Source organism: Schleiferilactobacillus harbinensis DSM 16991, assembly GCF_000425885.1.
GTDB classification, from domain to species: domain Bacteria; phylum Bacillota; class Bacilli; order Lactobacillales; family Lactobacillaceae; genus Schleiferilactobacillus; species Schleiferilactobacillus harbinensis.
This window is the reverse complement of record NZ_AUEH01000020.1, coordinates 1-26,236: the sequence shown is the minus strand read 5'-3', so window position 1 is coordinate 26,236 and position 26,236 is coordinate 1. Positions and strand designations below refer to the sequence as shown.

The window sequence follows — 26,236 nt, the reverse complement described above, 5'->3', positions numbered from 1 at the left end:
CAAACAAAAAACTCGCCATCGGATTAGATGACGAGTTCCGTTTGGTGCGTATGAGATTAATTAAGAATTACGCGGCCGTTGCTGTTTCCCAGCATTGCGTTCCCGGTTGCGTTCGTGGATCGCAGTGAGGGCGGGATCGGCGGCGGCACCGCCGGCTTCCGTTGAAGCGGCGGGGGTACCGAACATATCCTCCGTCACGACCTGCACGACTGGGCTTTCTTTCAACTCCCGAGCAGCGCGGGCTTTCATGCGCGGTTGGATGATCCAGGTGGTGATTGCTTGCTGGAAGACCATGACCAGGTTGGTGGCTAACATGTAAAGACCCAAACCTGCTGGCAGGAAGAGGGTGAACATGATGGTCATCAAAGGCGCCAGAAACAGAGTAGTCATCATGGTTTTCTTCTGGGCTTCCGGCACGCCGATCAGCATCATGCCAGATTGGGCAGCGGCGACGATCGTCGCCAAAATGGCGATGAGATAGTTACGCTGGCCCAGGTTGATCCCAAAGAAAGTGGCTTGGGCAATTTGCGGAGTGAATTGAATAGATTGATACAACGCCCACAGAATCGGCAGCTGAATCAGCATGGGTAAACAGCCGATGCCGCCCAGCATGGAAACATTGTTTTTCTTGAACAATTCCATTTGCTTTACGGATAACTGCTGTTTCTGTTCCATAGTCAGGTCATCCCGCTTCTGGAACTTCTGCAGTAATTGCAGTTGAGGCTGAATAGCGGCCATTTTTTCCTGCTGATAGGTCGTCTTGCTTTGCTGATGGAGCATTAGCGGCATAATGATCAAACGAATGATCACGGTCAAAATCAGGATGCCCCAGCCATAGGCGTTGGGGCCGCTGATCATTTTAGCGCACCAGGCCATGAAGTGGCGCAGCGGAATCGCTAAGTATTGATAAGTCCAGCCCATTGGTCCGCTGGTGGGCGGTTTCATAGTCGTCATGTTCTGCGGGGCACAGCCGCCCAGAACGACCAGAAGCACGGCCAAGCTGGCCAGGATCAGGGCATAACGCATGTATTTCTTTTTCAACACAACATACCTTCCGTTCTCTTTTAGTCAATAGCCCTAATCTTAAAGTAAACGCAAGGCATTGGCAATACGACCAAAGGCCGGAAAATCAGCCAGTAACTTTGAAACCGCGGTAACTGGGCAGGGGAGAGAGCTCTTTTTCGTCCACCCGGTCCACTTTGCCGCTGGGGGTGGGAGAGGCCTTGATCGCCCCAATAAATTTATCTAATGGTTCCTCTTCGCCAGCGGCTTCGATGTAGACGGACCCGTCGAATTCATTTTTCACGAAACCGGTGACGCCGAGCTGATCCGCCACCATCTTGGTTAACCAGCGGAAACCGACGCCTTGGACCCGACCGAAAACATGTAAACTGACTGCGCGCATAAAGTCACCCTCCAAAATTTAACAATGCTGTACATTCCCATTTTACTATGCCGCCGCCCGGTTGCATAATGGGGAATAGACTCAAGAGAAGAGGAATCGTATTGGAATATATTGAATCCGTCCACAATGACCAGATCAAAACGGCCATTAAGCTGCAAACCAAGAAATACCAAACCAAGAGCGGCAGCTACTTTTTAGAAGGGCCGCACTTAATTGAAGAAGCGGTCAAAGCTGGTGTGGCATTGAAACAGCTGTTCATCACCGAGAATCATCAAGATGACCACATTGTGAAACAGTTCTATGATCAAAGTATCATGATCAGCGACCAGGTGGCCAACCACTTGGCCGCCACTGAAACTAATCAGGGGATGTTTGCCATCGCTCCCATTCCCGACGTCAGCCTGCCCGCGCAATTGACCGGCGGCTGGTTGCTCTTAGATGCTGTGCAGGATCCGGGTAATGTCGGCACAATGATTCGAACCGCCGACGCAGCCGGCTTTGCTGGGGTGATCATCGGGGTCGGGACGGCATGGCCGTTTAATCCCAAAGTTGTCCGGGCGATGCAGGGCAGTCAATTCCATCTGCGGCTGGTCCAAGCCCCCATGGCGGATGCGATCAAGCAATTGCAGGCTGAACAGGCACCGGTTTACGGTACATTGGTCAATGATGCGGCCGTTGACTACCGGACGATCCAGCCAACAGCAACGTTTGGCCTGATCATTGGGAACGAGGGGGCCGGGATGGATCCGGCGTTAAGCAGTCAAACGACTGCCAACTTAGTCATTCCGATTCCGGGCCATGCCGAATCGCTGAATGCGGCCATCGCTGCTGGTATTCTGATGTTCCACTTCGTTGCCTAAGGAATTATTAAGTTTTGCGCGTTACCGGTTCCATTACCGCACCGGTGGGGCGCTTTTGTTTTGGAAACATGCTATAATGCTCGGTGAGAATTAAAAACTCTAGAGGAGTGACTGTTATATTGTCTAAGCTTCCTTGGCAAGAAAACGAAGAGTACCGCAGCTATGTGGATGATCTCCTGGCTACCCCCCAAGTCCAAAAACTCGCTGAGTATACGCAGCACCACTACACAGATCGCTTGCAGCATTCGATCACCGTTTCCTATGATAGTTATTTGTTGGGTAAAAAATTACATTTGAATTGTCGGGCGCTGGCCCGCGCCGGTCTGCTCCACGATATGTTCTATTACGACTGGCGCAATACGAAATTTGACTTAGGCACCCACGCCTATATCCATCCGCGCATCGCCGTGCACAACGCTGAGAAGATCACCCCGTTGTCTGATATGGAACGGGATATCATCCTCAAGCACATGTTCGGTGCCACGGCCGCTTTGCCGCGCTATAAAGAAAGCTGGGTCGTTTCCCTCGTGGACGACTACGCAGCGGTCAAAGAATTCAGCAAGCCCACTGCCCGGCGGCAATGGCGCGAACTGAAGAAACGCTTGATTTCGACCTTTTAATTGATAGAGGAAAGCGTGCCCAGATGTTTCCTTGCATCTGGCGCGCTTTTTCTATATACTTACCCTTAGTAAGTAAACGGGGTGACATAATATGGAAAGTGAAAAAACGGTCGTGGCCGTTGAACCGTGCAGTGACGCAGGTTTGTGTCCTAAATTTGCCAAGATTTTCAGTATTCTTGGTAAAAAATGGAATGGCTTGATTATTGAGGCATTGCTCAAGAACGGGAATCAACGGTTCAAAGAATTAGCGGCAATGGTGCCGACTTGCTCTGACCGGGTCTTGGTCGAGCGGCTGCGAGAATTGGAAACCGAGGGCTTCGTGGAACGGGTCACGTATCCCCATTCCGCGTTGATCGAATACCGGTTGACTGACCGCGGGGCTTCCCTGCAGCCGGTGATGGGGGCCATCCACGAATGGGCGGACCAATGGATCACACCGGAAGAATGCCAATAGTCCCTTGCATTTTCTGCAAAAGCTCTCTATGATGAAGCATAGATAAAGAAACGACCTTGATGAAGACCAAGTGTCGAATCAGCCCAGAGAGGCGGCCGCTTGCTGTAAGGCTGCCAACGATTCGGCCTTTTCCCTTCGGAGTCGGCACTGCGAAACGGTGAGTTAGTCAACCCAGTAACGGTGTCCGGTCTATGACCGTTATCCAGATCAAGTGTTATTTAGTATTGGCTAAATAAAATTAGGGTGGTACCGCGGATCTCGTCCCTTGAGGATGAGGTCCTTTTTTTGTGCCGCTCAATCAATAAAGCGAGGTAGACACATGGCTTTACAAGATGAATTGACCAAGATCCAGACAGATACCTTGGCCCAGATTGCTGCTGTTCAGGACTTGAGTGGCTTGAACGATATTCGGGTCCAGGTATTAGGGAAGAAAGGCGCGCTCACGGGCGTTCTGCGGGGGATGAAAGACTTGACCCCCGAAGAACGGCCCAAGGTGGGCAGTTTTGCCAACACCGTGCGGGACGCGCTGACCGCGGCCATTGAAGACCGCCATGCGGCGTTAGCGGCCGCGGCGCTGCAGGCCAAGCTGGCGAAAGAGACCATTGACGTGACCTTGCCCGGCCGACCCATTCACCGGGGTACAGAACATGTCCTGGATCAGGTGATGGACGAAGTGGAACAGCTCTTCATGGGAATGGGCTATCAAGTCGTTGACGGTCCGGAAGTCGAGACCGAACACTACAATTTTGAAATGCTGAATGTCCCCAAGGACCACCCGGCCCGGGATATGCAGGATACGTTCTATATCACGCCGGATGTGCTGCTGCGTTCGCAAACCAGTCCAGTGCAGGCGCGAACGCTGGAGAAGCACGACTTTTCTAAAGGACCGTTGAAGATGATCTCCCCGGGCCGGGTTTATCGGCGGGATACTGACGATGCCACCCATTCCCACCAGTTCCACCAAGTGGAAGGCTTGGTCATCGACAAACATATCACCATGGCCGACTTAAAGGGAACGCTGGAAGTCTTGGCCAAGCACATCTTTGGGGCGGACCGCAAGATTCGGCTGCGTCCCAGCTATTTCCCGTTCACCGAACCCTCCGTGGAGATCGATGTTTCCTGGGGGCAGACGGCGGGCAGCGATGACGTCACCAGCAAGGACAACGGCTGGGTCGAAGTGCTGGGCGCCGGCATGGTTCACCCGAATGTCTTGAAGAGTGCCGGGGTGGACGCTGATGTTTACGGCGGCTTCGCCTTCGGCTTAGGCCCAGACCGGTTCGCGATGCTGAAATACGGCATTGAAGACATCCGGAATTTCTACCTTAATGATCAGCGGTTCTTAACACAATTCGAGCAGGAGGACTAAAACGTGCTAGTTTCTTACAAATGGTTAAATGATTATCTGCCGGTTACTGAAGATCCCATCAAATTGGCCGACCAAATCTCCCGGACAGGGATCGAAACGGAAGAAGTTTTCCTGCGCGAAAAGGGCATGAAAAAAATCGTGGTGGGCCACGTCTTAGAAAGTGTCCCGCACCCGAATTCCGACCACCTGCATATTTGTCAGGTGGATGTGGGCGATACGGAACCCTATCAAATCGTCTGCGGCGCGCCTAATGTGGCCGCTGGGCAATATGTCATCGTGGCCCTGCCGGGTTCCTGGATCGCCGGCCACACGAAGATCAAGAAGAGTAAGATGCGCGGCGAAGTCTCCATGGGGATGATCTGCGCCTTGCAGGAAATCGGCTTCCCAGAAGCAGTTGTCCCCAAGGCTTACGCCAATGGGATTTATGTCTTCAATGAGCCCCACACGCCGGGGGAATCCGTCTTTCCGCTGCTGGGGATGGATGATCCTGTCTTGAATCTGGATATCACGCCCAACCGCGCCGATACTTTAGGCATGCATGGGTCTGCCTGGGAAATTGGGGCCATGCTCAACGAGAAACCGCATTTCAAGGAACCGCATGCGGTCGAAAATGGTGATGAGATCACCACGCTGCTCAAAGCAGCGGTGCCGGACCAAGCGGACGCGCCGAGTTATCATTTGCGCCTCGTCCAAAACGTCCAGGTCAAGGAAAGTCCCCAATGGCTGCAGGTTCGGTTATGGAATGCCGGTATTCGGCCGATCAACAACATCGTGGATATCACTAACTACGTGATGCTGGAATACGGCCAGCCGCTGCATGCCTTTGACTATGATAAGCTGGCCCGCAAAGAAATTGTCGTTCGCCATGCTCGGCAGGGTGAACAGCTGACAACTTTGGACGGCAATGACCACGACTTGGTACCGGATGATATCGTGATCACGGACGGGGAAACCCCCATCGCCCTGGCGGGAGTCATGGGCGGATTGAGCACAGAAGTCACTGAAGGCACCCATACGGTGGTCTTCGAAGCCGCTGTTTTCCCGCCGACGCCGATTCGCAAGACGGCCCAACGGTATAACCTGCGGTCCGAGGCGTCCAGCCGGTTTGAAAAAGGCACGAATCATGCGGATGTTTTGCCAGCACTAACGCATGCCGCCCAATTGGCAGAGGAAATTGCAGACGCCAAGACGGCAAAAGGAATTTTGTCACCTACCGCCATGCAAGTATTGCCCGTTATCGTAGATATTTCAATTGATCGCATCAACCATGTGCTGGGGACGCAACTGTCCGTGGATATGGTGAGAGACATCTTCGATCGGCTGGGCTTCGATGTTCAGGAAGCAGATGGTTTATTCACCGTCAGTGTACCGCCTCGCCGCTGGGATATCAGTATTGAGGCCGACTTGATTGAAGAAGTCGCCCGGCTTTACGGCTATGACAACTTGCCCAGCAATTTGCCAGAAGCAACGACCACTGTCGCTAAGTTCACCCCCATTCAGCAGTTGATCCGTTACAGCAAGCGGACCTTGCTGGCGGCCGGCTTGAACCAAGCCATCAGTTATGCGTTGGTCAATGAGCATGAAGTCACGCAATATATCCAGACCAATAGCGTTCCGACTCGGATTGATTGGCCGATGACTAAAGATCACGTGGCCCTGCGCCAAAGCTTGATTCCTGGCTTAATGGATGATCTGGCGTACAACATTGCCCACAGCGTGAAAAATGTCGCGCTGTTCGAGCAAGGGCGGGTCTTCTTGAAGGACGATGCCGCCACAGTCCGGCCTAATGAAGTGGAGTACTTGGCTGGGCTCGTATCTGGCGATTGGCAGAGCCGTGCTTGGGATACCGCCACCCAACCCGCTGACTTCTATTTAGTCAAAGGGATGGTCGATGAGCTGCTGGCGCCGTTGCGGTTGAGTGCTGCAGTGCGGTACGTGGCCACGGATCGCCATCCGGAGATGCACCCGGGGCGCACGGCAGACATTTTCTTAGGCGATGCTCTGCTGGGTTTCGTCGGGGAAGTGCACCCCGCCCAGACGGCTGCTATCCATGCGGCGGATACTTTCATTTTCCAACTGAATCTGGATCTGCTGCTGAATGCGGCGAAGACGCCGCTGCAGGCGGTACCGGCACCGAAATATCCAGCTGTGACCCGGGATATTGCCTTGCAATTGCCGGAGGATGTGACCAACGCTCAAGTACTGGCCATCATCCACGACCAAGCGGGCGCGTTCTTAGAGGATGTCCAACTGTTTGACGTCTACAAGGGCGACAAGCTGCCCGCTGGGACCCAGTCGCTGGCTTATACGTTAACATTCCGTAACCCAGAAGATACATTGAAGGAAGAACAGGTCAACGCCGCCTTCAAACAGGTCAGCGATGCGCTGGTGAGCGACTTGCATGCTGAGATCCGGTAGCCAAGCGGCCGTTGGTTTTGTATAATGGCTTACAGTGATTATCGAGATTAGGTAGGGGGTCCACCGCAGTTGAAGTCAGAGCAAACGCCCAAGAAACACGATGCGGGCAAAGAAGGGTCGCCGGCCCCGTTAGACGCGGCTGAACAAGCAAGTCAACGGGAAACCAATCGCCAGCAGGAACAACGCGTGGCCAATAAGATCGTGGTCTGGATCGTCAGTATCCTGGCCGTTTTAGCAGTCGCTATCGGTATTTTGGGCTATCGTTATGTGCATACCAGCTTGCAGCCGTATAATACGGCGGACACGAAGACAGTGGCGGTGAAGATTCCCATTGGTTCGTCCAACAAGGAAATTGCCGTTCAATTGGAGAAGCACAAAGTGATCCGCAGTGCCACGGTGTTCAATTATTACGTGAAGACCCATAACTACGCGGACTTCACTGCCGGCTGGCATTCCTTCAAACCATCTATGACCTTGGACCAAGTCGTTGCCCAATTGCAGAAAGAGGGCTTGGCTGCGGAACCCAAGGACCGGATCGGCCGGATCTTGGTCAAAGAAGGGGTGACGGTGGAAGACATCGCCGATTCCCTGGCCAGTCAAACGAAGAAAAACAAGAAGTGGGATAAAGCGTCCTTCCTCAAACTGATGAAGGATGACACGTTCCTGAACACGCTGTACAAGAAGTATCCAAAACTCTTGAGTTCAGCCCAGACTGCTAAGAATGTCCGCTATCATTTAGAGGGGTATTTAGCGCCTGCGACCTACGACATCTATAAAGACACCAGTCTGAAGGATTTCGTGACGATGATGGTCCACAAGTCCCAAGAGGAACTTTCCCCGCTTTACAAATCAATTGCCGCCAAGAATCTGACTGTCCAACAGACACTCACTCTGGCTTCATTGGTAGAGCGGGAGGGGGTCAAGACCGAGGACCGGCAAAAGATCGCGGGCGTCTTCTTCAACCGGTTAGCGGTGAATATGCCATTGCAGTCTGATATCTCCGTGATGTATGCGTTGAATGTGCATAAGACACACTTGACGAACAAAGATACCAGTGTGGATTCACCCTACAACTTGTATATCAATAAAGGTTACGGGCCCGGGCCATTCAACAACCCCAGTTTGAATGCCGTCCAAGCGGTTTTGGCGCCGAAGGATCGGGATCAAAACTATTTGTACTTCCAGGCAGATCTGAAAACCGGGAAGATTTACTATTCCCAGACGTATGAACAGCACACAAGTACAACACAGGATTTGGGGCAGTAATGATGATTGATTTAGGCAGTGAACACGGCACCGCCGGTAAGAAACGACCCATCGTGATCGGTGTGACCGGCGGTTCCGGCAGCGGCAAAACCACGGTTAGTCGGGCTATCTTTGATGAGTTCGCCGGCCATTCGTTATTGATGCTGCAGGAGGATTCCTACTACAAGGCATCCGCCGCACCATTCTCAGAACGGAAGAAAATTAATTACGATCATCCGTTGGCTTTCGATACCGACTTGCTGATCGACCAGATCAAACAGTTGTTGCGGTACGAGCCAATCGAGAAACCAGTATACGATTACAAAGATCATAACCGGTCTAAGCAAGTCGTCCGTCAGGAACCCAAAGACGTGATTATCCTGGAGGGGATTTTGATCCTTTACGATCCGCGCTTGCGGGATTTAATGGACATCAAAGTTTATGTGGACACCGACGACGACATTCGGTTGATTCGCCGGATGAAGCGGGACATGCACGAACGGGGCCGGTCGCTGGATAATATTATCAATCAATATTTGGCCACCGTGCGGCCGATGTATCACCAATTTGTTGAGCCGACCAAACGTTATGCGGACATCATCATTCCAGAGGGCGGTCAGAATCAAGTGGCGATCGATTTGCTAGTCACTAAAATTCGTGACATTTTTGCGAGACAATCTGGCTAAGATTCTGTATAATGTCCTCTTGGACTGTCAAAGTTCAACGATCAAAAGAAGCAAGTAACGAATTATTTAGAGGTGTAAGGCATGGCAAATAAAACATACCCGATGACAGCAGAGGGTAAGAAAAAGCTGGAAGATGAATTGGAACAATTGAAGACTGTCAAACGGCCCGAAGTTATCCAGCGCATCAAGGTCGCCCGCGGTTTCGGCGATTTATCCGAGAATTCGGAATATGAATCAGCGAAGGACGAGCAAAGTGTTGTTGAATCACGCATTTCTCAAATCGAGGAAATGCTGCACTTTGCCCAAGTTGTGGACGTCAACTCCGTGGATGCTAATGAGGTATCTGTCGGTAAGACAGTCACTTTCCTGGAAGACGGGGAAGATGAACCGGAAACTTACCAAATCGTCGGCGCAGCCGAAGCAGATCCATTTGCTGGTAAGATTTCCAACGACTCACCGATCGCCAAGGCCCTGATTGGCCGCCATAAGGGCGATCATGTGGCGATCAAGACGCCCGGTGGTGAAATGGACGTCGCGATTCAGACGGTTAAATAAATTAGACCCAACGAGAAATGACCTCATGCGAGGTCGTTTTTTGTTATGCGGTGAAATGTGTGAACTACCGGCGCCAGTGGGAACCGAAAATTCAGCCTAAAGTCGCATCGCAATATGGCCCAGTGACGGGTCTGAAGGGCAGTTAAGTACGGTATACTATTAACAGAATAAGTTAGAGTATTTTGTCTCGGCGTGTCTAGTGCCAATGCGCAGCAAGCGGAGGCTGAGGGGGCTCAGCCATGGAAACAACACGGCGGCTTTGCCGCCGAGGTTGTTAGGCGATTTTGAGACGGCGGTTTTTGCCGGCTCAAAACGCCGTCATGGCTAGCTACGCCTTTGGCTTCGCACTAGCTGCGCGTCGCCAGCCCCCTCAGCCGGAGCTTGCGGAGCATTGGCACGGCAGGCAACGAACACTCTAACCCCACAGAAAGAAGGAAGACCCGTGCGCTTTTTATGGTGCTTAATCGCGATCATCGAGACCGCCAGTATTGCTTTCCTCGGCTGGCAAATCGTCACTGACCCCATGGCCTTGATTCTTGTCGTCGTCGGGACCCTCTTACTTGTCGGCGGCCACCACTGCCAAAGCCCCCGCGAAGGCAGCCGCATCTTCGGCATGATCTTCATCGCCATCGGGATCACCATGAACAGCGCTTTTTGGGCCTTCTTCGTGATTACCCTCCTGGCCATTATGCTGCTCCTGACTACGATGGGCGGCGGGTTGCACAAATGGGTGCCCTGGCGGCGGAAACAGTACGTCCACTTCAAAACGACGGCACCCAGCGGCACGCCGCCGCCCATGCGCAAGTCACCCTGGTTTGGCGGCACGACAATTGGGGAGACTACTTTTCCATGGGACGATATCAATTTTGTTTCCCTTTACGGTGACACGATCGTTGATTTGGGTAACACCCTGCTCCCGGAAGATCAGGATAATTTCATCATGATTCGCAAGGGCTTTGGCCGGACGCGGATCTTAGTTCCAGTCGGGGTGGCCATTGAATTAGATCACAGCGTTGTCTTCGGTACCGTCCAATTTCTTGATGAGACTTACCACCTCCAGAACGAACGGCTGCAGCTGCACCATCAGGATGCGGATGGCAAGCAGCGAACGATCAAAATTGTCACCAGCACCTTAGTTGGTGATCTGGAGGTGCGGTACGTATGAGTCGGTTACAGAAAGTTGTGTTAGCCATTGCGTCCACATTATTGACCTTTGCCTTGGTCACCGGGGTCTTGGCTTATAGCGCCTACCGCGTCGGCAACTGGTCCTTGGTGGAACGCGAATTGACCCAGCCTTTCCTCGGGGTACCCTTGGTGCTGGGCTTTTTTGCTGTGGCGCTGGTCTTAGGGCTGGCCCTCACGACGCTGACTTCGCTGGTCGTCCGCCGCAACCTGCGCCACACGGATACTGCGTTGGATGCCTTACTGGCTGATCAGTACGATGATACCGCTTTTGCCCCGCCTGCCACGTTCATGACGTCCACCAATGTCGCCGTCGTCGAAAAACTGCGCCGCTTGCGGGATAAACTCCAAACACTGCAGGCCAATATTCAAACGATGGCCGATCAGCCAATCATTATGGGCAACCAGACCAAGGAAGAAATCCTCCAGGATGAACGGCATCGCTTGGCCCGTGAGCTCCATGATTCCGTCAGCCAGCAACTGTTTGCGGCCACGATGATGCTTTCGGCGCTGAATGCCACCGCAGCCAAGGAGGATTTGCCGGAAACGCTGACCAAACAAATTGTCACCATCGAAAAGGTAATCAACGAAGCCCAATCCGAAATGCGGGCGCTGCTGTTGCATCTGCGGCCCATCAATTTGGAAGGCAAGAGCTTGCAGGCAGGGATCATTTCGCTCTTGAACGAATTGAAGACGAAGGTGCAAATCAAGATCACCGCCGACATCGCGCCGCTAAGCCTGCCCAGTGCCATTGAGGATAACCTGTTCCGCATCGTCCAGGAGTTGCTGTCCAACACCTTGCGCCATGCCAAGGCGACGACGGTTGAAGTATACTTAAAGCAGATTGGCCAGACTGTATTGTTGAAAGTCGTGGATAACGGTGTCGGGTTCGAGCAGAAGACCGCCCAGGCCGCCGGCAGTTATGGCCTGCAAAACATCAGCGAACGAACGAAGAGTATGGGCGGCAGCTTGCATATTGTCAGCTTCCCCCAGCAGGGAACCAGTGTGGAAGTGCGGGTGCCCATCGTAAAGGAGGATCGGAATGATTGCTGATTAAAGGATCAAATGTAAGCATCGATAATCAAGGGCCATCAAGATCCTGGGCGTTTTTTATCACGTAATACAGCTTCTCTGGATGAATCTTGATTCGAAGTAGCTGAGCACGGGAAGAGACAAACGTACATTCGATTCGGTATCCTTGAAATATAAGGGATGTGAATCGAATGCCAATCAAAACACACAAGATCCGGATCTATCCCAACGCCGAGATGGCTACGGTCATTTCCGAGTTGATGGACTACAACCGCTTTTGCTGGAACAAAGGCTTGGCTGCATGGAATGACATGTACGACGCGTCGTTAGCCGTGGCGGACAAGAAATTGCGTCCTAGCGAATACAAAGTCCGAGACGATCTGGTGAAGAACAAAACCGACTGGCAGCATCAGTTTTCAGCCCGAGTGCTCCAAACCGCTGTTCACCGGCTGCATCAAGCTTGGCAGAATTTCTTCAATCCCGCTATGCCGGACGCCAACAAACCCAAATTCCATCATAAGTGGGATCCCAAGCAAAGCTTTACGACGGACCGGGCGGTTATTACCGGCAAGTACCTGACCTTGGATCGGCCGCACGCGGCCAGCCATCGGTTCAGCGCCATCAAAATGGCGGAGACTTTACGTTTTATTGGCGAGATCAAAACCGTGACGATAACCAAGCGCGGGAAAAAGTTCTACGCCAGTGTCAACGTATTGGTTGAAGATACCCCACACCCGGCTTTCTATGACTCCTGGGACATCGTCGGCATTGATGTGAACGTGGGCCATATCCGCTGGAACGGCGGTGACGTCAACACCTTCACGCCGCGGATGGCGGCGCTGCATCAACGTATCAAGTATTACCAAAAGTGTCTAAACCGGAAGCGGCGGAGAAACCCTAGTGATTACCGGTCCAAGACCTATCAGCGGATTACAGCAAAGATGAACCGCGCTTACGAGCAGGTGCACGCGTTGCAGGATGATCTGATTCACAAATTCAGCCACATGATTATAAAGAATTATCCTGTTCCCTGTTTAGAGGATCTGGATGTCCACAGGATGATGATGGACGGGAAGAAAGTCAAAGGTCTTCAGCGCGGTCTCTTTCGCCGCTTGCGCACAGCAATCGAGTACAAGGCAGCTTGGCATCACCGCAATTTGGTAATTGCCAATCGTTTCTTCCCGTCAACGCAGCGCTGTTCAAACTGCGGCTGCATCAAAACCAAGGAAAGCTATGGCGGTAAGATGACGCTCCAAGGCGACAGCATTTATCACCAGCATGACGTATATCGCTGTTACGAGTGCGGTCTTGTCATTGACCGAGACGATAACGCTGTGCAAAACTTGATTCAGTATGCGGCGGGGCTTACGCCGGAATGGGAAACCGTTCAGAGATGATTTCTAGTCGGCACTGTTATGCGCCATACTCGTCTGATCCCAATCAGACGGGGGTGCCGGCAATTACGAAATTGACTAAACACACTGTACTCTTAATGGTCTAAATCTAAAGTGCCACCATAGATCAGATGCGTATACATTTGAGTACATTTTAGAAAGCAGACGAGTGAAGATGATTAAAGTATTGATCGTGGATGATCACGAAATGGTCCGTCTGGGCATCAGCACCTACTTGGGAGTACAGGATGATATTGAAGTCGTAGGTCAGGCCGTGGATGGGGTCGAAGGAGTTAAAATGGCCCTGGAACTGCATCCGGATGTGATCCTGATGGATGTCGTGATGCCCAACATGGATGGCATCGAAGCCACAAAAAAGATCCTCGCCCAGTGGCCCAAGGCGAAGATCATTATTTTGACGAGTTTCATTGATGATGAGAAAGTCTACCCGGCCATTGAAGCCGGCGCGGCCAGTTACATCTTGAAGACGTCCACGGCCGAGGAAATTGCATCGGCCATTCGGCAAACTGCCCAGGGCGAATCGGTGTTGGAGCCGGAAGTGACCAACAAGATGATGCACCGCATGGCCCATGCTGGCGAGAAGCCCCTGTATGAGGATCTGACCAATCGGGAGATGGAAGTTTTGACCCTCATCGCCCAGGGCCGTTCAAATCAGGAGATCGCGGATGAATTGTTTATTACGCTGAAAACGGTGAAAACCCATGTATCCAATATCTTAGCGAAGCTGCAAGTGGAGGACCGGACCCAGGCAGCAATTTACGCTTTGCGCCACCACTTGGTCGATGACGGCGATAGCGCCACGGGTGATCCGGCTGACCAATAATGCTTTCGATCAAAGAACACCACTAGCCCCCATAGGATCAATGCCAGGAGCGAGCCGGTCACACCGACCCGCCAGCCGGGTGCCACGTAACGGATTTGAACCGTGTGGCGCCCGGTTTTTTTCGGGGTAAAGGCGACGAATGTATTCATCAATTGCTTGGTCTTCTGCGGCTGGCCGTCTACCAGAACTTGCCACCCAGGACTGGCCGGAATCGAGGTATACACCGTGGGGGCGGTCTTCGTGGTGGTGACCGTGGCGGTGATGGCGTCCTGTTTGAAATTGGTTATCTCGCCGGCCTGGTTCTGCAGCTGCTGGTCCATTTTTTCAAATTCAGCCAGATCGAAGCGGTAAAAAGCCAGTCCGTCCATGCTGACGGAGTCGTTATTACTGAATGTGAAGCTGAGGGTCACCCGGCGCCCAGCATGGTGCGCCGCTAGATTGAAAGCGACGGGAGACCGGAAAGAGTCGTACTGTTTCACTTCACGACCGTTGACCCGGATCGTCATGTCCTTAATGGGCATATTGTTGCCGAAAGTCACGTAATACGGATCGTTGCTGCTGGCGATAAAGGAATAGGTGACCGTCGCCGGCTTCAACTTATTACTCCGGTAAAATGTGCCGCTGATCGTCTCGTTGTCATCTTTTTTGATGTTGCTGGTGGTGATGGTCGGGTGCAAAATGGGAATGAACAGACTGTGCCAATCCTGGCTCCCAGTGAGTTCATTCATCAAGGCTTCTTGTTCGGACAATGGATAGTTCGGCAGCCGGACATGCTTCAGGGCGCGGTCAGAGCCGGCGTACACTAACGACAGGGCGTAGGGATTGCGATAGGTGGCGGTCATCGTTTGCGTCGCTACGTGGTCGTAGAAGGCCAGATCCGGGCGGTACGCATTGGGAAACATCATCGGGTGGCCGGCCAGGTCATGACTGTCCAATACGCTATAGCTCTTGGTGTCCTGCAAATAATAGCGCATATCTAATACCGCGTCAGTAATCAAGGTCCCATTGGTGTACGAAATCTGACCATCGCCAGCCGGTAAACCTAACCGGTCGTATAGATTGGGCTGACGCGGCTCCATCATCGAATTGAAGTGAGACCCGCCGAAGAAGTCTGTCTGCATCGCATCGTCTTTGGTCCGTTCAAAAGTCTTGCCGATCCGGTAGAACGGTTCAGGCGACGTCTTTTGAATTTTAGAAACTGCCGCTTGCAAATTATTGGTGTAGTTGGCGTAGTCGCTTTGGCTGATGTAGCTGAGCTGATTCAGGCTGAGCACCCCGTTGGTCAGCATTTCTAAGGTCACGCAAAGCAGCAGGGCTAACGGCCACCAGTGCCAGCTGCGGTCGTGCAGGGCGACTAAGCAGACAGCGGCCACGGCAAAGGCGCCGGTGAACAGAATCGCTGGCCAATGGATAAATTCCAGCTTGGGCAGCTGCCAAGCACTGTAACCGACGATCACGATGCCAGGGATCAGCAGTAGCCAGCCTTGCCAAGCCCGGAATTGGGGCAGCAGCGGCCAGACTCTGGCTGTGAGCAGAATGCCCCACAGGCTGACGACAAAGCTGAAACGGTACGGATACCATACCGGAAACTGGAAACCATGCCACAATAAATCAAAAGGCTGAAAGAATAAACTGGCCAGCAAAAAGAGGGAGATGCCCCCGGCGACGATCTTTTCCTGCCATGGTACCCAGCGGTTGAAGAAGTACAAGATCACCCCCAGCAAAACAATCATGCCGGTATAAATGTTGGCCTGGCCCGAGGACATTTGATCAAAGGAATAGGCCCCAGAGACCATTTTAGGCAGCAGCTTGAGCGGGTTATATTCGATCGTCCAATCAATTGCTTTGACGGTATAGGTACCCTTGGAATCGCTGAGGGCAAACAGGGTCGGTAAGAGGATAAAGAGACTCAAGCCCGCGCCCAGCAAAGACGTCCAGGCAAACCGCACGCCCTGGCGCAACCATGTCCGCAAATTAGCCGCAAACTGGCTTTGGTACCAGACCCAGTACAGTACCAGGAATAAGGCAATCATGTAACCTATGTAATAGTTGACGATGAAAGTGACCGCCAGCAGCAGCGGATAGGCCCAGATTCGCCGAGCGGTCCGCTGCCATTCCAGGGTGACCAGTAAGAGGGGTAATAAATAAACACCATCCAGCCACATGACATTGTAGTGGTTGACGATCAGGTAGGCGCACAAGCCGTAACTAACAGCTAAAGCGGCCTGGACCGCTGGGGCCAGATGCCGTTCCGGCTGGCGCAAATACACACAGGCAAACAGCCCAGCTAAGCCGAGTTTTAAAGCCATCAACAACCAGATGCCCACGGATAGACTGGTGCCTGGGAATAGGAAGAGCAGGAAATTCAAGGGACTCAGCAAGTAGTAGGCAAACGTACCGATCATTTCGCCGCCGAGGCCCTTGCTGAAGGAGTAGAAAAACGTTTCTGGATGGGCCAGTAAAGTTTTCTTAAAATAGGCAAAGAAATCGATATACTGCTGGCCCAGGTCCACAGTCATGACGCTTTGGTTGCCCAACGGCCAGACCCGCTGAACTGCAAAGTAACCAATAATGAACAAAAAAGGGACCGCAAAGCTCCAGACGAGCGGCCAGCGCGGGCTGGTGCGGTGGTGCCGAGACGAATAACGCAACGTTTTGCCAACTCCTCTGTTTTTTAATCGTACATCCTATTCTACAATATCGTTAAGCGTGTGGTAAGGCAGTAGAGGGGCCGCCGCTTTTTTGCTACAATATGGTATCGAACACAAATAAGAAATCGGGGTCGAGTGAACGTGCATTCTCCAAATCAGCAAACACCGCAACGTAAAAAATCGAAAATTCCCTTTCGCCTGAATTTTCTCCTGCTTTTGGTCTTCCTGTTATTTGCGGCCTTAATGGCGCAACTGGCTTATTTGCAGGTGGTCAACGGGGATATGTTCCAGGCCGAAGTGGAGCGGACAGACAGCTCAGTCGTCACGAAGGACGTGGCCCGGGGCCAGATTTATGATTCCCAAGGGCGCCTCTTGGTGGGTAACGAGCCGGAAAGTGCGATCACGTATACCAAGAACGTGTCCGTGACCGCCGATAAGATCCGCAAAGTGGCTGACAGTCTCGCCAAATTGATCACCATGCCCAGCGGCACCAAGCTGACGCCGCGGGAAAAGGTGGATTATTATTTGGCGGATAAGAATAATCTCAAGGCCGCTGACAATGAGCTGACCAAAGATCAGAAGGAAACGCCAAGTGGGGATGCCCGGTCAGCCACTGTTCAGTATCAATATGAAGTGGCCAATACCATGAAGAAAAATATTACTTTAACGCCTCAAGAGACCAGCGCTGCTGAAATTTATGCGCGAATGGCCGGGGCATACCAGCTGTCTACCGTGATGATCAAGAACCGGGACGTGAGCGCCGCGGAAGTGGCTAAAGTATCTGAGCATTTGACCGAAATTCCCGGCGTCAGCGTTGGTACCGATTGGGAACGCTCCTATCCTAACGGTGATTCCATGCGCAGCGTGATCGGCTCTGTTTCCTCGGAACAGCAGGGTCTGCCTGAGGATGAAGTCAATACACTCCTGGCCCAGGGCTATTCTCGGAATGACCGGGTCGGTACGAGTTATTTGGAAAAGGCCTACGAACCAGTGCTGAAGGGCACCAAGTCCCGTACCCAGGTCGATGTCCACGCCAACAATCTGGTCACCGACGCGACTACTCTGTATGGGGGCAAACCTGGCGATAATTTAAATTTAACGATTAATAGTCAATACCAGAGTATTGTCGAAAAAGTTTTGAAACAGCAGTTCGACCGGGCCAAGAGTGCCGGCGACGCCACTTATTCAGACGGGGCCTATGCGATTGCAATGAACCCGAAGACCGGCGCCATCTTGGCCATGGCCGGCGTGCAGAATGATCCGAAGACTAAAAAAGAATCGGATGATGCCCTGGGCACCATCAATCGCAACTTCGTCATGGGGTCGGCCGTCAAAGGGGCCACCGTGCTTGGCGCGCTGATGGATGGGGTAATCACTCCCAGCAGCAATACCCAAGTGGATGATCCCATCTACTTGCCGGCGACACCGGTGAAGAAATCCGTTTATCCGGCTGGTACGTATTCATCGCTGAATGCGGTCCAGGCGTTGGAAGTTTCCTCCAACATTTACATGATGAATTTGGCTCTGAAGATGGGTAAAGCGGCATACGTGCCCCATACCTTGATCAATTTCAAGGACAATATTTTCACCATTATGCGCCGGTATTTCGCAATGTTTGGGCTCGGCACCAAGACTGGGATCGACTTGCCAGGTGAAATCGGAGCTTATCTGGGCCCAACCACCAATGAAGAGGGCATTCTGAATTCTGGGAAAGCGTTGGACCTTTCTTACGGGAACTATGATCAATACACATTAGTTCAGATGGTTCAATACATCAGCACGATTGCCAACGGCGGTTACCGGATGAAACCCTATCTGGTTCAGTCCATCCAAGAAAATGGCACCCAGGGTCAAAAGGGCGCCATCGTGGACACTACCCAGCCAACCATTTTGAACCGGGTACCGTTCACCCAGGATGAGCTGGATGTCGTCAAGCAGGGGATGTACAACGTCGTCCACGGTTCCATGGCCTGGGGTACAGCCCATCCATTGAAGGATATCAAACCAGCGATGTCGGCGAAGACCGGTACTGCCCAGTCCTTCTACATTGATCCAGACAACCCGACGACGAATCCGCCAGAAACCACCAACTCCAGCTTCGTCGGTTTCGCGCCCTCCAGCGACCCGCAGATTGCGATCGCCATCGTCTTCCCGAATTTGGACGTCGATTCCGAGGGTAACTATAACCAGGAAGTGGCCCGAACGATGATTGAACAATACTATAAGCTGAACAACATTAAGTGAGGCCCGCCATGACATTAACGAAAAAAGCGTTCCGCCAGCTGCAAATTCCCCGAATGGTCGAATTTGCCAAGACGCCGGCGTTTAAAAGGGAGAGCCAGCAGTTGCAAGATGATTTACTGGCTTGGCTGGCTGCCCATCCCCAAGGCAGCGTCGGCTTGACCATGGCCGGCGGTATTGAGGTACCGACGGCGCCGATCATTGATCAATTGCTGGCCGCTGGGCGCCCAGTGTTATTGCCTAAGACATTTCCAGATCGGTCCATGCATTTTGTGCCGTATCATGGCGGCGCTGACGAATTGGCCCGGACGGATTACGGTATCCTAGAACCGGTGGCTGATGCCGATGTGGTGCCGGCCATTGTGGTCGTGCCAGGAGTCGCTTTTGTTCGGGGCAGCCATGCCCGGGTCGGTTTCGGTGCCGGCTATTACGACCGGTATCTCGCCCGCCACGCCGCGGCTATCATGCATACGATCACGCTGGCGACCACGGTGATGCTGTTCAATGCGCCCACTTGGCGCGTCGCCGAACATGATGTGCCGGTGGGCACGCTCCTAGAAGGGAAGAGAATTAATGAACAATAGCCGGATTCGCTGGTACATGACCCGCCTCAAACTGATGCCGTTCGTCACTTACGGTTTACTGATTGCCACCGTGTTGATGTATTTAGCCGAAATACTGCTGGGCGGTTCCGATAATTCCGCTGTTTTGCTCCAAGTCGGCGCCAACGTCGGCCAGCTGGTGGCCCAGGGCGAATGGTGGCGGCTGATCACCGCGATGTTTATCCACATCGGCCTGCTGCATATCGCCACCAACGGTGTCATGATCTATGCCGTGGGCACCCAGATCGAGGGTTTATTCGGCCATTGGCGGATGCTGGTCATTTACTTTGTCAGCGGCATCGTGGGTAATTTGACCTCGTTTGCCTTTGGCAGTATGAACAGCATCTCCGCAGGGGCATCCACTGCCCTGTTCGGCTTGTTTGGCGCTTTCCTGTTCCTGGGCGTCGGCTACCGGCAGGAACCGTATTTTCAAATGGCAGCCCGGCAATTTTTGACGTTGATCCTGATCAATTTAGTATTGGATCTGTTTATGCCGTCGATCGATATCTTTGGCCATATCGGCGGCGCCCTAGGCGGCTTTCTCATTGCCATGGTCTTGGCTTTGCCGGCCCGCTTCGGGAAACTGCCGGTATGGCAGCGGATCGCGGGCACGGTGGTCCTGCTGGCCGCAGCAGGTGTCTTAGGTTATTTGGGGATGGTCCGCTATGCCGGGTGATCATCCCATGCGCACGCTTTATGACGTGCAGCAGCTATTGGAACGCTTTGGCATCTTAGTCCATTTGGGGAAACGGCTGTGGGATATCGAGTTGATGACAATTGAGCTTGAACACGTATACACAGCCGGGCTCTTAGATGCTAAGATATATGTGAAAGCCCGGGCGGTGTTGCACCGTGAACGGGAGTATGAGTTGCGCATGCAACAAAAAAATCATGAAAGCAGTGGAAAACAGCATGACAGATAAAAAACTGATCGGGGTCGACCTCGGCGGTACCACGACCAAATTCGGCATTCTTACGCCGCAGGGGGAAGTGCAGCAACGGTGGAGTATTGAAACCGACATCTTGGAGGATGGCAGTCATATTATCCCCAACATTATCGATTCTATTCAGCACCACTTGAAACTGTACGATATGCCTGCTGACCAGTTTTCAGGAATCGGCATGGGGTCGCCCGGCTCAGTTGATTTAGCAGCGGGGACAGTCAGCGGCGCATTCAATTTGAATTGGGAAGGCACCGTTTACCCTAAACGGGACATTGAGGCGGCGACGAATATTCCCTTCTATATTGATAACGATGCCAACGTGGCAGCCATGGGCGAACGCTGGCAGGGTGCCGGCGACAATGATCCCAACGTGACTTTCGTTACTCTGGGTACCGGGGTTGGCGGCGGCATCATCGCTGACGGCAGACTGCTCCATGGCGTAGCGGGATCCGCTGGCGAGTTGGGCCACATTACCGTTCAGCCTGGCGGTTATCTGTGCACCTGCGGCAAGCGCGGCTGCTTAGAGCAATATGCCTCGGCCACCGGCGTGGTCCATATTGCTCGGGATATGGCCGAAGAATATGCCGGTGATGCGAAACTGAAATTCATGCTGGATGATGGTGAAGATATTACCTCAAAGATCGTCTTCGACTTGGCCAAAGAGGGTGACCCCTTGGCACTGAAGGTCGTGGATAAGGTCAGCTTCTATTTGGGCTTGGCTCTGGCTAACGTCGGCAATATGCTGAATCCGAAGTATATCGTCATTGGCGGCGGTGTCAGCGCGGCCGGCGACTTCCTGCTGGAACGGGTGCAACGGAATTTCGAAGAAAACACCTTCCCGAATGTTCGCCAGACCACGTCTTTGCGGTTGGCCACGTTAGGCAACGAAGCCGGTATCGTCGGCGCGGCTTCCCTGGTCTTGGCCGACCACGCACAAACAGAAGAATAGAGGAATGCAGGTAATGGTGTTAGCAAGTTCATTTAATCAAGGTATTTGGATCCTGAACGGGTTCCTTCTGCTGATTGTATTGTATATGATCGGTTCGCCGACATATTACTGGTGGCGCGGCCGGCAGTTGAAGGGTGCGTTGACCGAAGAAGAGTTTGAAAAGGGTCGTACCCGGGCTCAGATTATCGATCTGCGGGAGCGTAAGACGTTCGATACGAAGCATATTTTGGGTGCCCGCAGTATGCCGATGGCGTCGTTAAAGCAGGACATGGGATCACTGCGTAAAGATTTACCGGTTTATGTTTATGAGAGCGGCACGAATCTGGCCATTCGGGCGGCTCTGCAGCTGAAAAAAGCCGGTTTTACCGAAGTTCGCTGGCTCAAGGGCGGCTTCCGGGAATGGCATGGTAAGACGAAGGGCAAAGCTGTTGCCTAGAAAAATGATATTGTTCGCTGCTTGGGCACGGCGTAGCAACGCCTGACCTTGCTTACCAAGCCTACAAAAATAGCGTTGACGAATTCATTCCAACTCGTCAACGCTATTTGTTTACCGTGAATTATCCCTGATGAGCCTGATGGGCCTTACGGTTGGCCCGTTTACGATTATCTTCGATCCGGCTGACTTCGGCGTCGCTGGGTTCGACGACTTGTTTCTTAAAGGCATAAACACTGCCAGCAACGGCGCCTGCAGTAGCGAGAACGCCAAACAGGAAACCGCGCCCAAATTTAGACTTTGCCATAAACAATCCCTCCAAATCTTGTTGTCTACTTCATTATTGCGTATTTGGCCCGGAAGTGCAAAGGATTTAGCGTTTTCTTCCCACCTTTTCGGGTGTTGGCGGCTACGGTATAATAGAATTCAGACATTTTTGAGAGGGGCTTGCCGACATGGGCATTACGATTCGGCCATACCAGGCCGCGGATGAGCGGCACTGGGTGTACACCAAAGCGTTGGCGTATCTTTTTTCGCCTTTTTTTGACGATCAGGAAACAACGAAAACAATTTTAGATCCAGAAGTATATCAGGCAGCCTGCGAATTAGTGGCGATCGATGACGCGACGCAACAACTGGTGGGTTTACTGGATATCGGCGTGTTCACCCAGGAAATGAGCGAGGACAATTTATATTTTCCCACTCGGAGATTGGCTTATTGGGAAAATTTTGCCGTCCATCCGGATTGGCAGCACCGGGGCATCGGCACTCAATTGTTCATGGCCGCAAAAGCCTATTTGGTGGCCCGCGCCGTTCAAGCACTGATCATTTTTACCCGGGATGATGCCGGGACTAATCAGTTGTATCAAAAGTTTGGCGCGCGGCTGTTAACGCGGGATTATCTGGTCATTGGGACACCAAAAGTTGCTGATTTGCAGCTGGGTTTTCGCGTTGACCGCGCGCAGCAACGGTTGATCCTGACTAACCGGCAAACAGGGCAGCCCCTGACCCACTATTTGCGCGAAGGGGTGTATATCGTGACAGATAAAGCCGCCGTGGGTGAATTTGATGCAGAGCGGGTGATTACCGAGCATTCGTATGTGCTGGAGCTGACCGATCATGGATAAAGTCATTATGATCGTCGGCCCCACCGCAGTGGGAAAATCAGCACTGGGCATTGACTTGGCCAAACAATTCAATGGCGAAATTATTTCCGGAGATTCGATGCAGATTTTTCGTCATCTCGATATCGGCACCGCAAAAGTTCTGCCTGGGGAAATGCAGGGAGTTCCCCACCACTTGCTGAACATCCGCAATCCGGATGAAAAATTCTCCGCCCATGATTTTCAACAGGCTGCCGGCAATTTGGTGCGGAAAATTACTGCCCGCGGTCATGTACCGATCATTGTCGGCGGTACCGGCTTCTATTTACGGATGTTTTTGCTAGGGTGGCAATTAGGCACGGAGCGGCAGTCAAATCACATTACTGATGGACTCAATGATGAAGCAGCCTGGCAGAAACTCAATATCGCTGACCCCGCCGCCGCGGCTAAAATTCCGGTCGCGAATCGCCGCCGGGTTGAACGCGCCCTCGCGGTCATTGCTGAAACGGGTCAGCTATTTTCGGATCAAGGGGATGATTTGACGCCGGCCTATGATGCCTGTGTAATCGGCTTGAATACCGAACGACAGCAGCTTTATGCCCGGATCAATGCCCGGGTGGACCAGATGATTGCCCAGGGTTTAGAAAAAGAAGCCCGCTGGCTGTACGCCCAAGGCGGCGCGGATTGGCCAGCGGGGAAGGGCATCGGTTACCGGGAATGGTGGCCGTACTTTACCGGTCAAGCCAGCTTGCCGGCCACGGTCGACCGCATCAAGGCCGACTCCCGGCATTACGCTAAGCGGCAGCTGACGTATTTCCGTCACCAGCTCCCGGTACATTGGTTCAACTTGCTGGAAAACCCCGCGGAAGAAAATAAAATCAAGCTGCTGGTCGCGAGTTTTTTAACGCGGTGACATATTGGTCTGGACCATGTAAAGAAAATTCAAAAAAGTTGTCAATGATGTTAGAAAACCTGACATATGCCGTTGACAGCTTTTTTTGTTGCCGCGTATACTGTAACCATTCAAGGAGGTGCGGGTATGCGTGAGACAGAAGTCCGGCGGTCGACCCCGGTGTTATCAATTGGTACGGCGTGTACGATCACTGGCCTGACGGCTCGCCAAATTCGCTATTATGAGTCCCAGGGCTTATTGAAGCCCCATCGGACGGCTGGCGGTCAGCGGCAATTCTCCATGAATGATGTGGATGTGCTGTTGGCGATCAAGGACGATTTGGCCGCAGGGTATACTCTCGGTCAAGTGAAGGAGCGCCGGGCGAGCGAACGGAATAATAATCTTTCCGATGAAAAAGCCCGGGTGCTGCTGCGCGACGAGATGTTGCGGACAGCCGGTTTCTTGAATGATACAGAATTTCCTCGTAATTAACTTTTAAGAATGGAGTGGGTTTGATGGCGCGTGCACAAATTACGGCAGACAAGATTCGGGAAGCCGTACAGGAACAAAATGTTCAATTTCTGCGATTAATGTTTACGGATATCAACGGCATTATCAAGAACGTGGAGGTGCCTGTCGATCAGTTGGAGAAGGTATTGGCCAACAAAATTATGTTTGATGGATCGTCCATCGACGGCTTTGTCCGGATCGAGGAAAGCGACATGCTGCTATACCCCGATTTGAATACGTGGCTGGTCTTTCCGTGGGGATCCGAACACGGCAAAGTTGCCCGCTTGATTTGTGACGTACACAATCCGGATGGCACACCGTTTGCGGGGGACCCTCGCAACAATTTGAAGCGGGTATTGGCCGAAGCTCGGGAGGCCGGCTACACCACCTTCAATATCGGACCAGAACCGGAATTCTTCCTCTTCAAATTGGATGAGGAGGATCGGCCGACTTTGGAACTGAACGACAAGGGCGGCTATTTCGACTTTGCCCCCGTCGATCTGGGTGAAAACACCCGGCGGGACATTGTTTTAGAGTTGGAAAAGATGGGCTTTGAAGTCGAAGCCAGCCACCATGAAGTCGCTCCTGGGCAGCACGAAATTGACTTCAAGTACGCTGATGCCGTAACTGCCGCCGATAACATCCAGACGTTCAAATTGGTCGTCAAGACGATTGCGCGCCAGCATGGCTTGCACGCCACGTTCATGCCCAAGCCTTTGGCCGGCATCAACGGCAGCGGCATGCATATCAACATGTCCTTGTTCAAGGGCGACAATAATGCTTTCTTTGATCCGGATACGGACGACCAATTATCGGCCGAATCCCGCCACTTCCTGGCTGGTTTGCTGACGCACGCGCGGGCACTGACCGCCGTTAATAATCCGACTGTCAATTCCTATAAGCGATTGGTGCCGGGCTATGAAGCGCCGGTTTATGTCGCTTGGTCCGGCCGCAACCGCAGTCCGCTGATTCGGGTACCCCAATCCCGCGGTTTATCGACGCGGTTAGAAATGCGCAGTGTTGATCCGACCGCTAATCCTTATCTGGCTATTGGCGCGATCTTGGCGGCCGGCATGGACGGCTTGAACAACAAGCTGACCCCGGCAGCACCAGTGCACCGCAACATTTACCGGATGACTCCTGAGGAACGCAAAGCCAATCACATCACCGACCTGCCCTCCACGCTGCACAATGCGTTGAAGGCGTTGGCGGCGGATGAAGTAGTCATTGACGCCTTGGGACCGCACCTGTACCAGAGTTTCGTTGATTCTAAGCGCATGGAGTGGGATGGCTACCGCCAGTCCGTCTCCAAGTGGGAACGGGACCAATATCTGGAGCTGTATTAAGCACCGCCTGCTCGATTGTGAGTACAGCCTAATTCAATAATCTGTTAAATAACACCGTCTTTGTGATATTCCATCTCAGCACGAAGCGGTGTTATTTGTTTCTCCAGGAATGACTGACACCGGTTACAATGCGAACATTACACTAAATTGTAATCTGCATCGTTGTTGTTTGTGTAATTCCGGCATGGTATTATTAACTCATCAAGGGCGAAAGAAGCCCACCGAGACTTGCGGTCTGAAGTCAAGAAGGTGCAGGAAGAAAATTGATGGTTAGTAAGAGCTTATGGCGTATACCTCCCCCAGCCCAGGAACGTGATGATTTTTCTGGGTAGTCCTAGCTTTCTAAGTTGTCGCTTGCCGCGTTAGACCACTTTGGCAGGCACGTACAGCTCATGATCAGATAACAGCTTATAGATCACGCGTACGAGCTTGCGAGCGGTCATAATGCAAGCACGTCGGTGTTGATACTTTGGTACCTCCCCGTATTTTTTGTCGTAGTACTTG

26 protein-coding genes are annotated in these 26,236 nt (G+C 52.5%); 22 read left to right on the top strand and 4 right to left on the bottom strand.

The genetic code is table 11. The annotated features are described in order from the left end of the window. Positions 1–60: 60 nt before the first annotated feature. Together yidC and H627_RS17465 are read right to left on the bottom strand one after the other, a co-directional pair. Positions 61–1,041, bottom strand: a complete 981-nt coding sequence (yidC, locus tag H627_RS0107600; RefSeq protein ID WP_146995459.1) for a membrane protein insertase YidC — start codon at positions 1,039–1,041, stop codon at positions 61–63. Positions 1,042–1,129: 88 nt separating this feature from the next. Then, entirely contained in the window at positions 1,130–1,405 is a 276-nt protein-coding gene (locus H627_RS17465) for an acylphosphatase (RefSeq protein ID WP_035440274.1), read from the bottom strand. Positions 1,406–1,506: 101 nt separating this feature from the next. Here H627_RS17465 and H627_RS0107590 point away from each other — a divergent pair, with 101 nt between their 5' ends. From H627_RS0107590 to H627_RS0107535, 12 genes are all read left to right on the top strand, one after another. Beyond that, complete coding sequence (locus tag H627_RS0107590; protein WP_027828469.1) at positions 1,507–2,265, top strand: TrmH family RNA methyltransferase; 759 nt, start codon at positions 1,507–1,509, stop codon at positions 2,263–2,265. 116 nt (positions 2,266–2,381) lie between these two features. Then, positions 2,382–2,885 (top strand): HD domain-containing protein, encoded by a 504-nt coding sequence (locus tag H627_RS0107585; protein ID WP_027828468.1) that lies wholly within the window; start codon positions 2,382–2,384, stop codon positions 2,883–2,885. A gap of 91 nt (positions 2,886–2,976) precedes the next feature. Beyond that, positions 2,977–3,339: a winged helix-turn-helix transcriptional regulator gene (locus tag H627_RS0107580; protein ID WP_051225277.1), complete on the top strand. Its 363-nt coding sequence runs from the start codon at positions 2,977–2,979 to the stop codon at positions 3,337–3,339. 319 nt (positions 3,340–3,658) lie between these two features. After that, entirely contained in the window at positions 3,659–4,705 is a 1,047-nt protein-coding gene (pheS, locus tag H627_RS0107575) for a phenylalanine--tRNA ligase subunit alpha (protein ID WP_027828466.1), read from the top strand. A 3-nt stretch (positions 4,706–4,708) separates the two neighbouring features. Beyond that, complete coding sequence (gene pheT, locus H627_RS0107570; protein WP_027828465.1) at positions 4,709–7,123, top strand: phenylalanine--tRNA ligase subunit beta; 2,415 nt, start codon at positions 4,709–4,711, stop codon at positions 7,121–7,123. A gap of 186 nt (positions 7,124–7,309) precedes the next feature. Beyond that, positions 7,310–8,389 carry an endolytic transglycosylase MltG gene (mltG, locus tag H627_RS0107565; RefSeq protein WP_027828464.1) on the top strand — a complete coding sequence of 360 codons (1,080 nt, stop codon included), beginning with the start codon at positions 7,310–7,312 and terminating at the stop codon, positions 8,387–8,389. Positions 8,390–8,391: 2 nt separating this feature from the next. Then, positions 8,392–9,054, top strand: a complete 663-nt coding sequence (gene udk, locus H627_RS0107560; protein ID WP_051225283.1) for a uridine kinase — start codon at positions 8,392–8,394, stop codon at positions 9,052–9,054. Positions 9,055–9,135: 81 nt separating this feature from the next. Then, a complete protein-coding gene (greA, locus tag H627_RS0107555; RefSeq protein ID WP_027828462.1) occupies positions 9,136–9,609 on the top strand; it encodes a transcription elongation factor GreA in 474 nt (157 codons plus the stop codon). A gap of 442 nt (positions 9,610–10,051) precedes the next feature. Continuing rightward, positions 10,052–10,774: a cell wall-active antibiotics response protein LiaF gene (gene liaF / locus H627_RS0107550; RefSeq protein WP_051225276.1), complete on the top strand. Its 723-nt coding sequence runs from the start codon at positions 10,052–10,054 to the stop codon at positions 10,772–10,774. Continuing rightward, on the top strand, positions 10,771–11,844 hold the full coding sequence (locus H627_RS0107545; protein ID WP_027828460.1) for a sensor histidine kinase: 1,074 nt from the start codon (positions 10,771–10,773) through the stop codon (positions 11,842–11,844). The genes liaF and H627_RS0107545 overlap by 4 nt, the downstream gene beginning before the upstream one ends. 170 nt (positions 11,845–12,014) lie before the next feature. Next, positions 12,015–13,220: an RNA-guided endonuclease InsQ/TnpB family protein gene (locus tag H627_RS17460; protein WP_051225275.1), complete on the top strand. Its 1,206-nt coding sequence runs from the start codon at positions 12,015–12,017 to the stop codon at positions 13,218–13,220. Positions 13,221–13,392: 172 nt separating this feature from the next. After that, complete coding sequence (locus H627_RS0107535; protein ID WP_027828459.1) at positions 13,393–14,061, top strand: response regulator; 669 nt, start codon at positions 13,393–13,395, stop codon at positions 14,059–14,061. On the opposite strand, the gene H627_RS17455 is transcribed toward H627_RS0107535, so the two are convergent. Next, complete coding sequence (locus H627_RS17455; protein ID WP_051225274.1) at positions 13,995–16,712, bottom strand: YfhO family protein; 2,718 nt, start codon at positions 16,710–16,712, stop codon at positions 13,995–13,997. The two genes, H627_RS0107535 and H627_RS17455, sit on opposite strands and share 67 nt — an antisense overlap. A 135-nt stretch (positions 16,713–16,847) precedes the next feature. Here H627_RS17455 and H627_RS0107525 point away from each other — a divergent pair, with 135 nt between their 5' ends. From H627_RS0107525 to H627_RS0107500, 6 genes are read left to right on the top strand one after another with little or no spacing between them, the layout of a single operon-like run. Then, positions 16,848–18,956, top strand: coding sequence for a peptidoglycan D,D-transpeptidase FtsI family protein (locus tag H627_RS0107525; RefSeq protein ID WP_027828458.1), 2,109 nt, complete (start codon positions 16,848–16,850; stop codon positions 18,954–18,956). Positions 18,957–18,964: 8 nt separating this feature from the next. Beyond that, positions 18,965–19,537 carry a 5-formyltetrahydrofolate cyclo-ligase gene (locus H627_RS0107520; protein ID WP_035440270.1) on the top strand — a complete coding sequence of 191 codons (573 nt, stop codon included), beginning with the start codon at positions 18,965–18,967 and terminating at the stop codon, positions 19,535–19,537. Continuing rightward, complete coding sequence (locus H627_RS0107515) at positions 19,527–20,231, top strand: rhomboid family intramembrane serine protease (protein WP_027828456.1); 705 nt, start codon at positions 19,527–19,529, stop codon at positions 20,229–20,231. The genes H627_RS0107520 and H627_RS0107515 overlap by 11 nt, the downstream gene beginning before the upstream one ends. After that, the gene (locus H627_RS0107510) at positions 20,221–20,478 is read left to right on the top strand and encodes a YqgQ family protein (RefSeq protein ID WP_223850006.1); all 258 of its coding nucleotides are present in this window, start codon (positions 20,221–20,223) and stop codon (positions 20,476–20,478) included. Before H627_RS0107515 ends, H627_RS0107510 begins: the two co-directional genes overlap by 11 nt. Next, a complete protein-coding gene (locus tag H627_RS0107505; protein WP_027828454.1) occupies positions 20,468–21,448 on the top strand; it encodes an ROK family glucokinase in 981 nt (326 codons plus the stop codon). The genes H627_RS0107510 and H627_RS0107505 overlap by 11 nt, the downstream gene beginning before the upstream one ends. Positions 21,449–21,461: 13 nt before the next feature. Continuing rightward, positions 21,462–21,884: a rhodanese-like domain-containing protein gene (locus H627_RS0107500; protein WP_035440291.1), complete on the top strand. Its 423-nt coding sequence runs from the start codon at positions 21,462–21,464 to the stop codon at positions 21,882–21,884. Positions 21,885–22,005: 121 nt separating this feature from the next. Here the strand turns inward: H627_RS0107500 and H627_RS0107495 are convergent, their stop codons facing one another. Next, positions 22,006–22,188 (bottom strand): DUF3042 family protein, encoded by a 183-nt coding sequence (locus H627_RS0107495; protein WP_027828452.1) that lies wholly within the window; start codon positions 22,186–22,188, stop codon positions 22,006–22,008. A gap of 148 nt (positions 22,189–22,336) precedes the next feature. Here H627_RS0107495 and H627_RS0107490 point away from each other — a divergent pair, with 148 nt between their 5' ends. The 4 genes from H627_RS0107490 (at position 22,337) to glnA (ending at position 25,732) form a co-directional block, all read left to right on the top strand. Further along, positions 22,337–23,008, top strand: a complete 672-nt coding sequence (locus H627_RS0107490; RefSeq protein WP_051225273.1) for a GNAT family N-acetyltransferase — start codon at positions 22,337–22,339, stop codon at positions 23,006–23,008. Then, positions 23,001–23,897, top strand: coding sequence for a tRNA (adenosine(37)-N6)-dimethylallyltransferase MiaA (miaA, locus tag H627_RS0107485; protein WP_027828450.1), 897 nt, complete (start codon positions 23,001–23,003; stop codon positions 23,895–23,897). The genes H627_RS0107490 and miaA overlap by 8 nt, the downstream gene beginning before the upstream one ends. Positions 23,898–24,023: 126 nt before the next feature. Then, positions 24,024–24,368: a MerR family transcriptional regulator gene (locus tag H627_RS0107480; protein ID WP_027828449.1), complete on the top strand. Its 345-nt coding sequence runs from the start codon at positions 24,024–24,026 to the stop codon at positions 24,366–24,368. A 23-nt stretch (positions 24,369–24,391) separates the two neighbouring features. After that, positions 24,392–25,732: a type I glutamate--ammonia ligase gene (glnA, locus tag H627_RS0107475; protein WP_027828448.1), complete on the top strand. Its 1,341-nt coding sequence runs from the start codon at positions 24,392–24,394 to the stop codon at positions 25,730–25,732. The last annotated feature ends 504 nt before the right edge of the window (positions 25,733–26,236 follow it).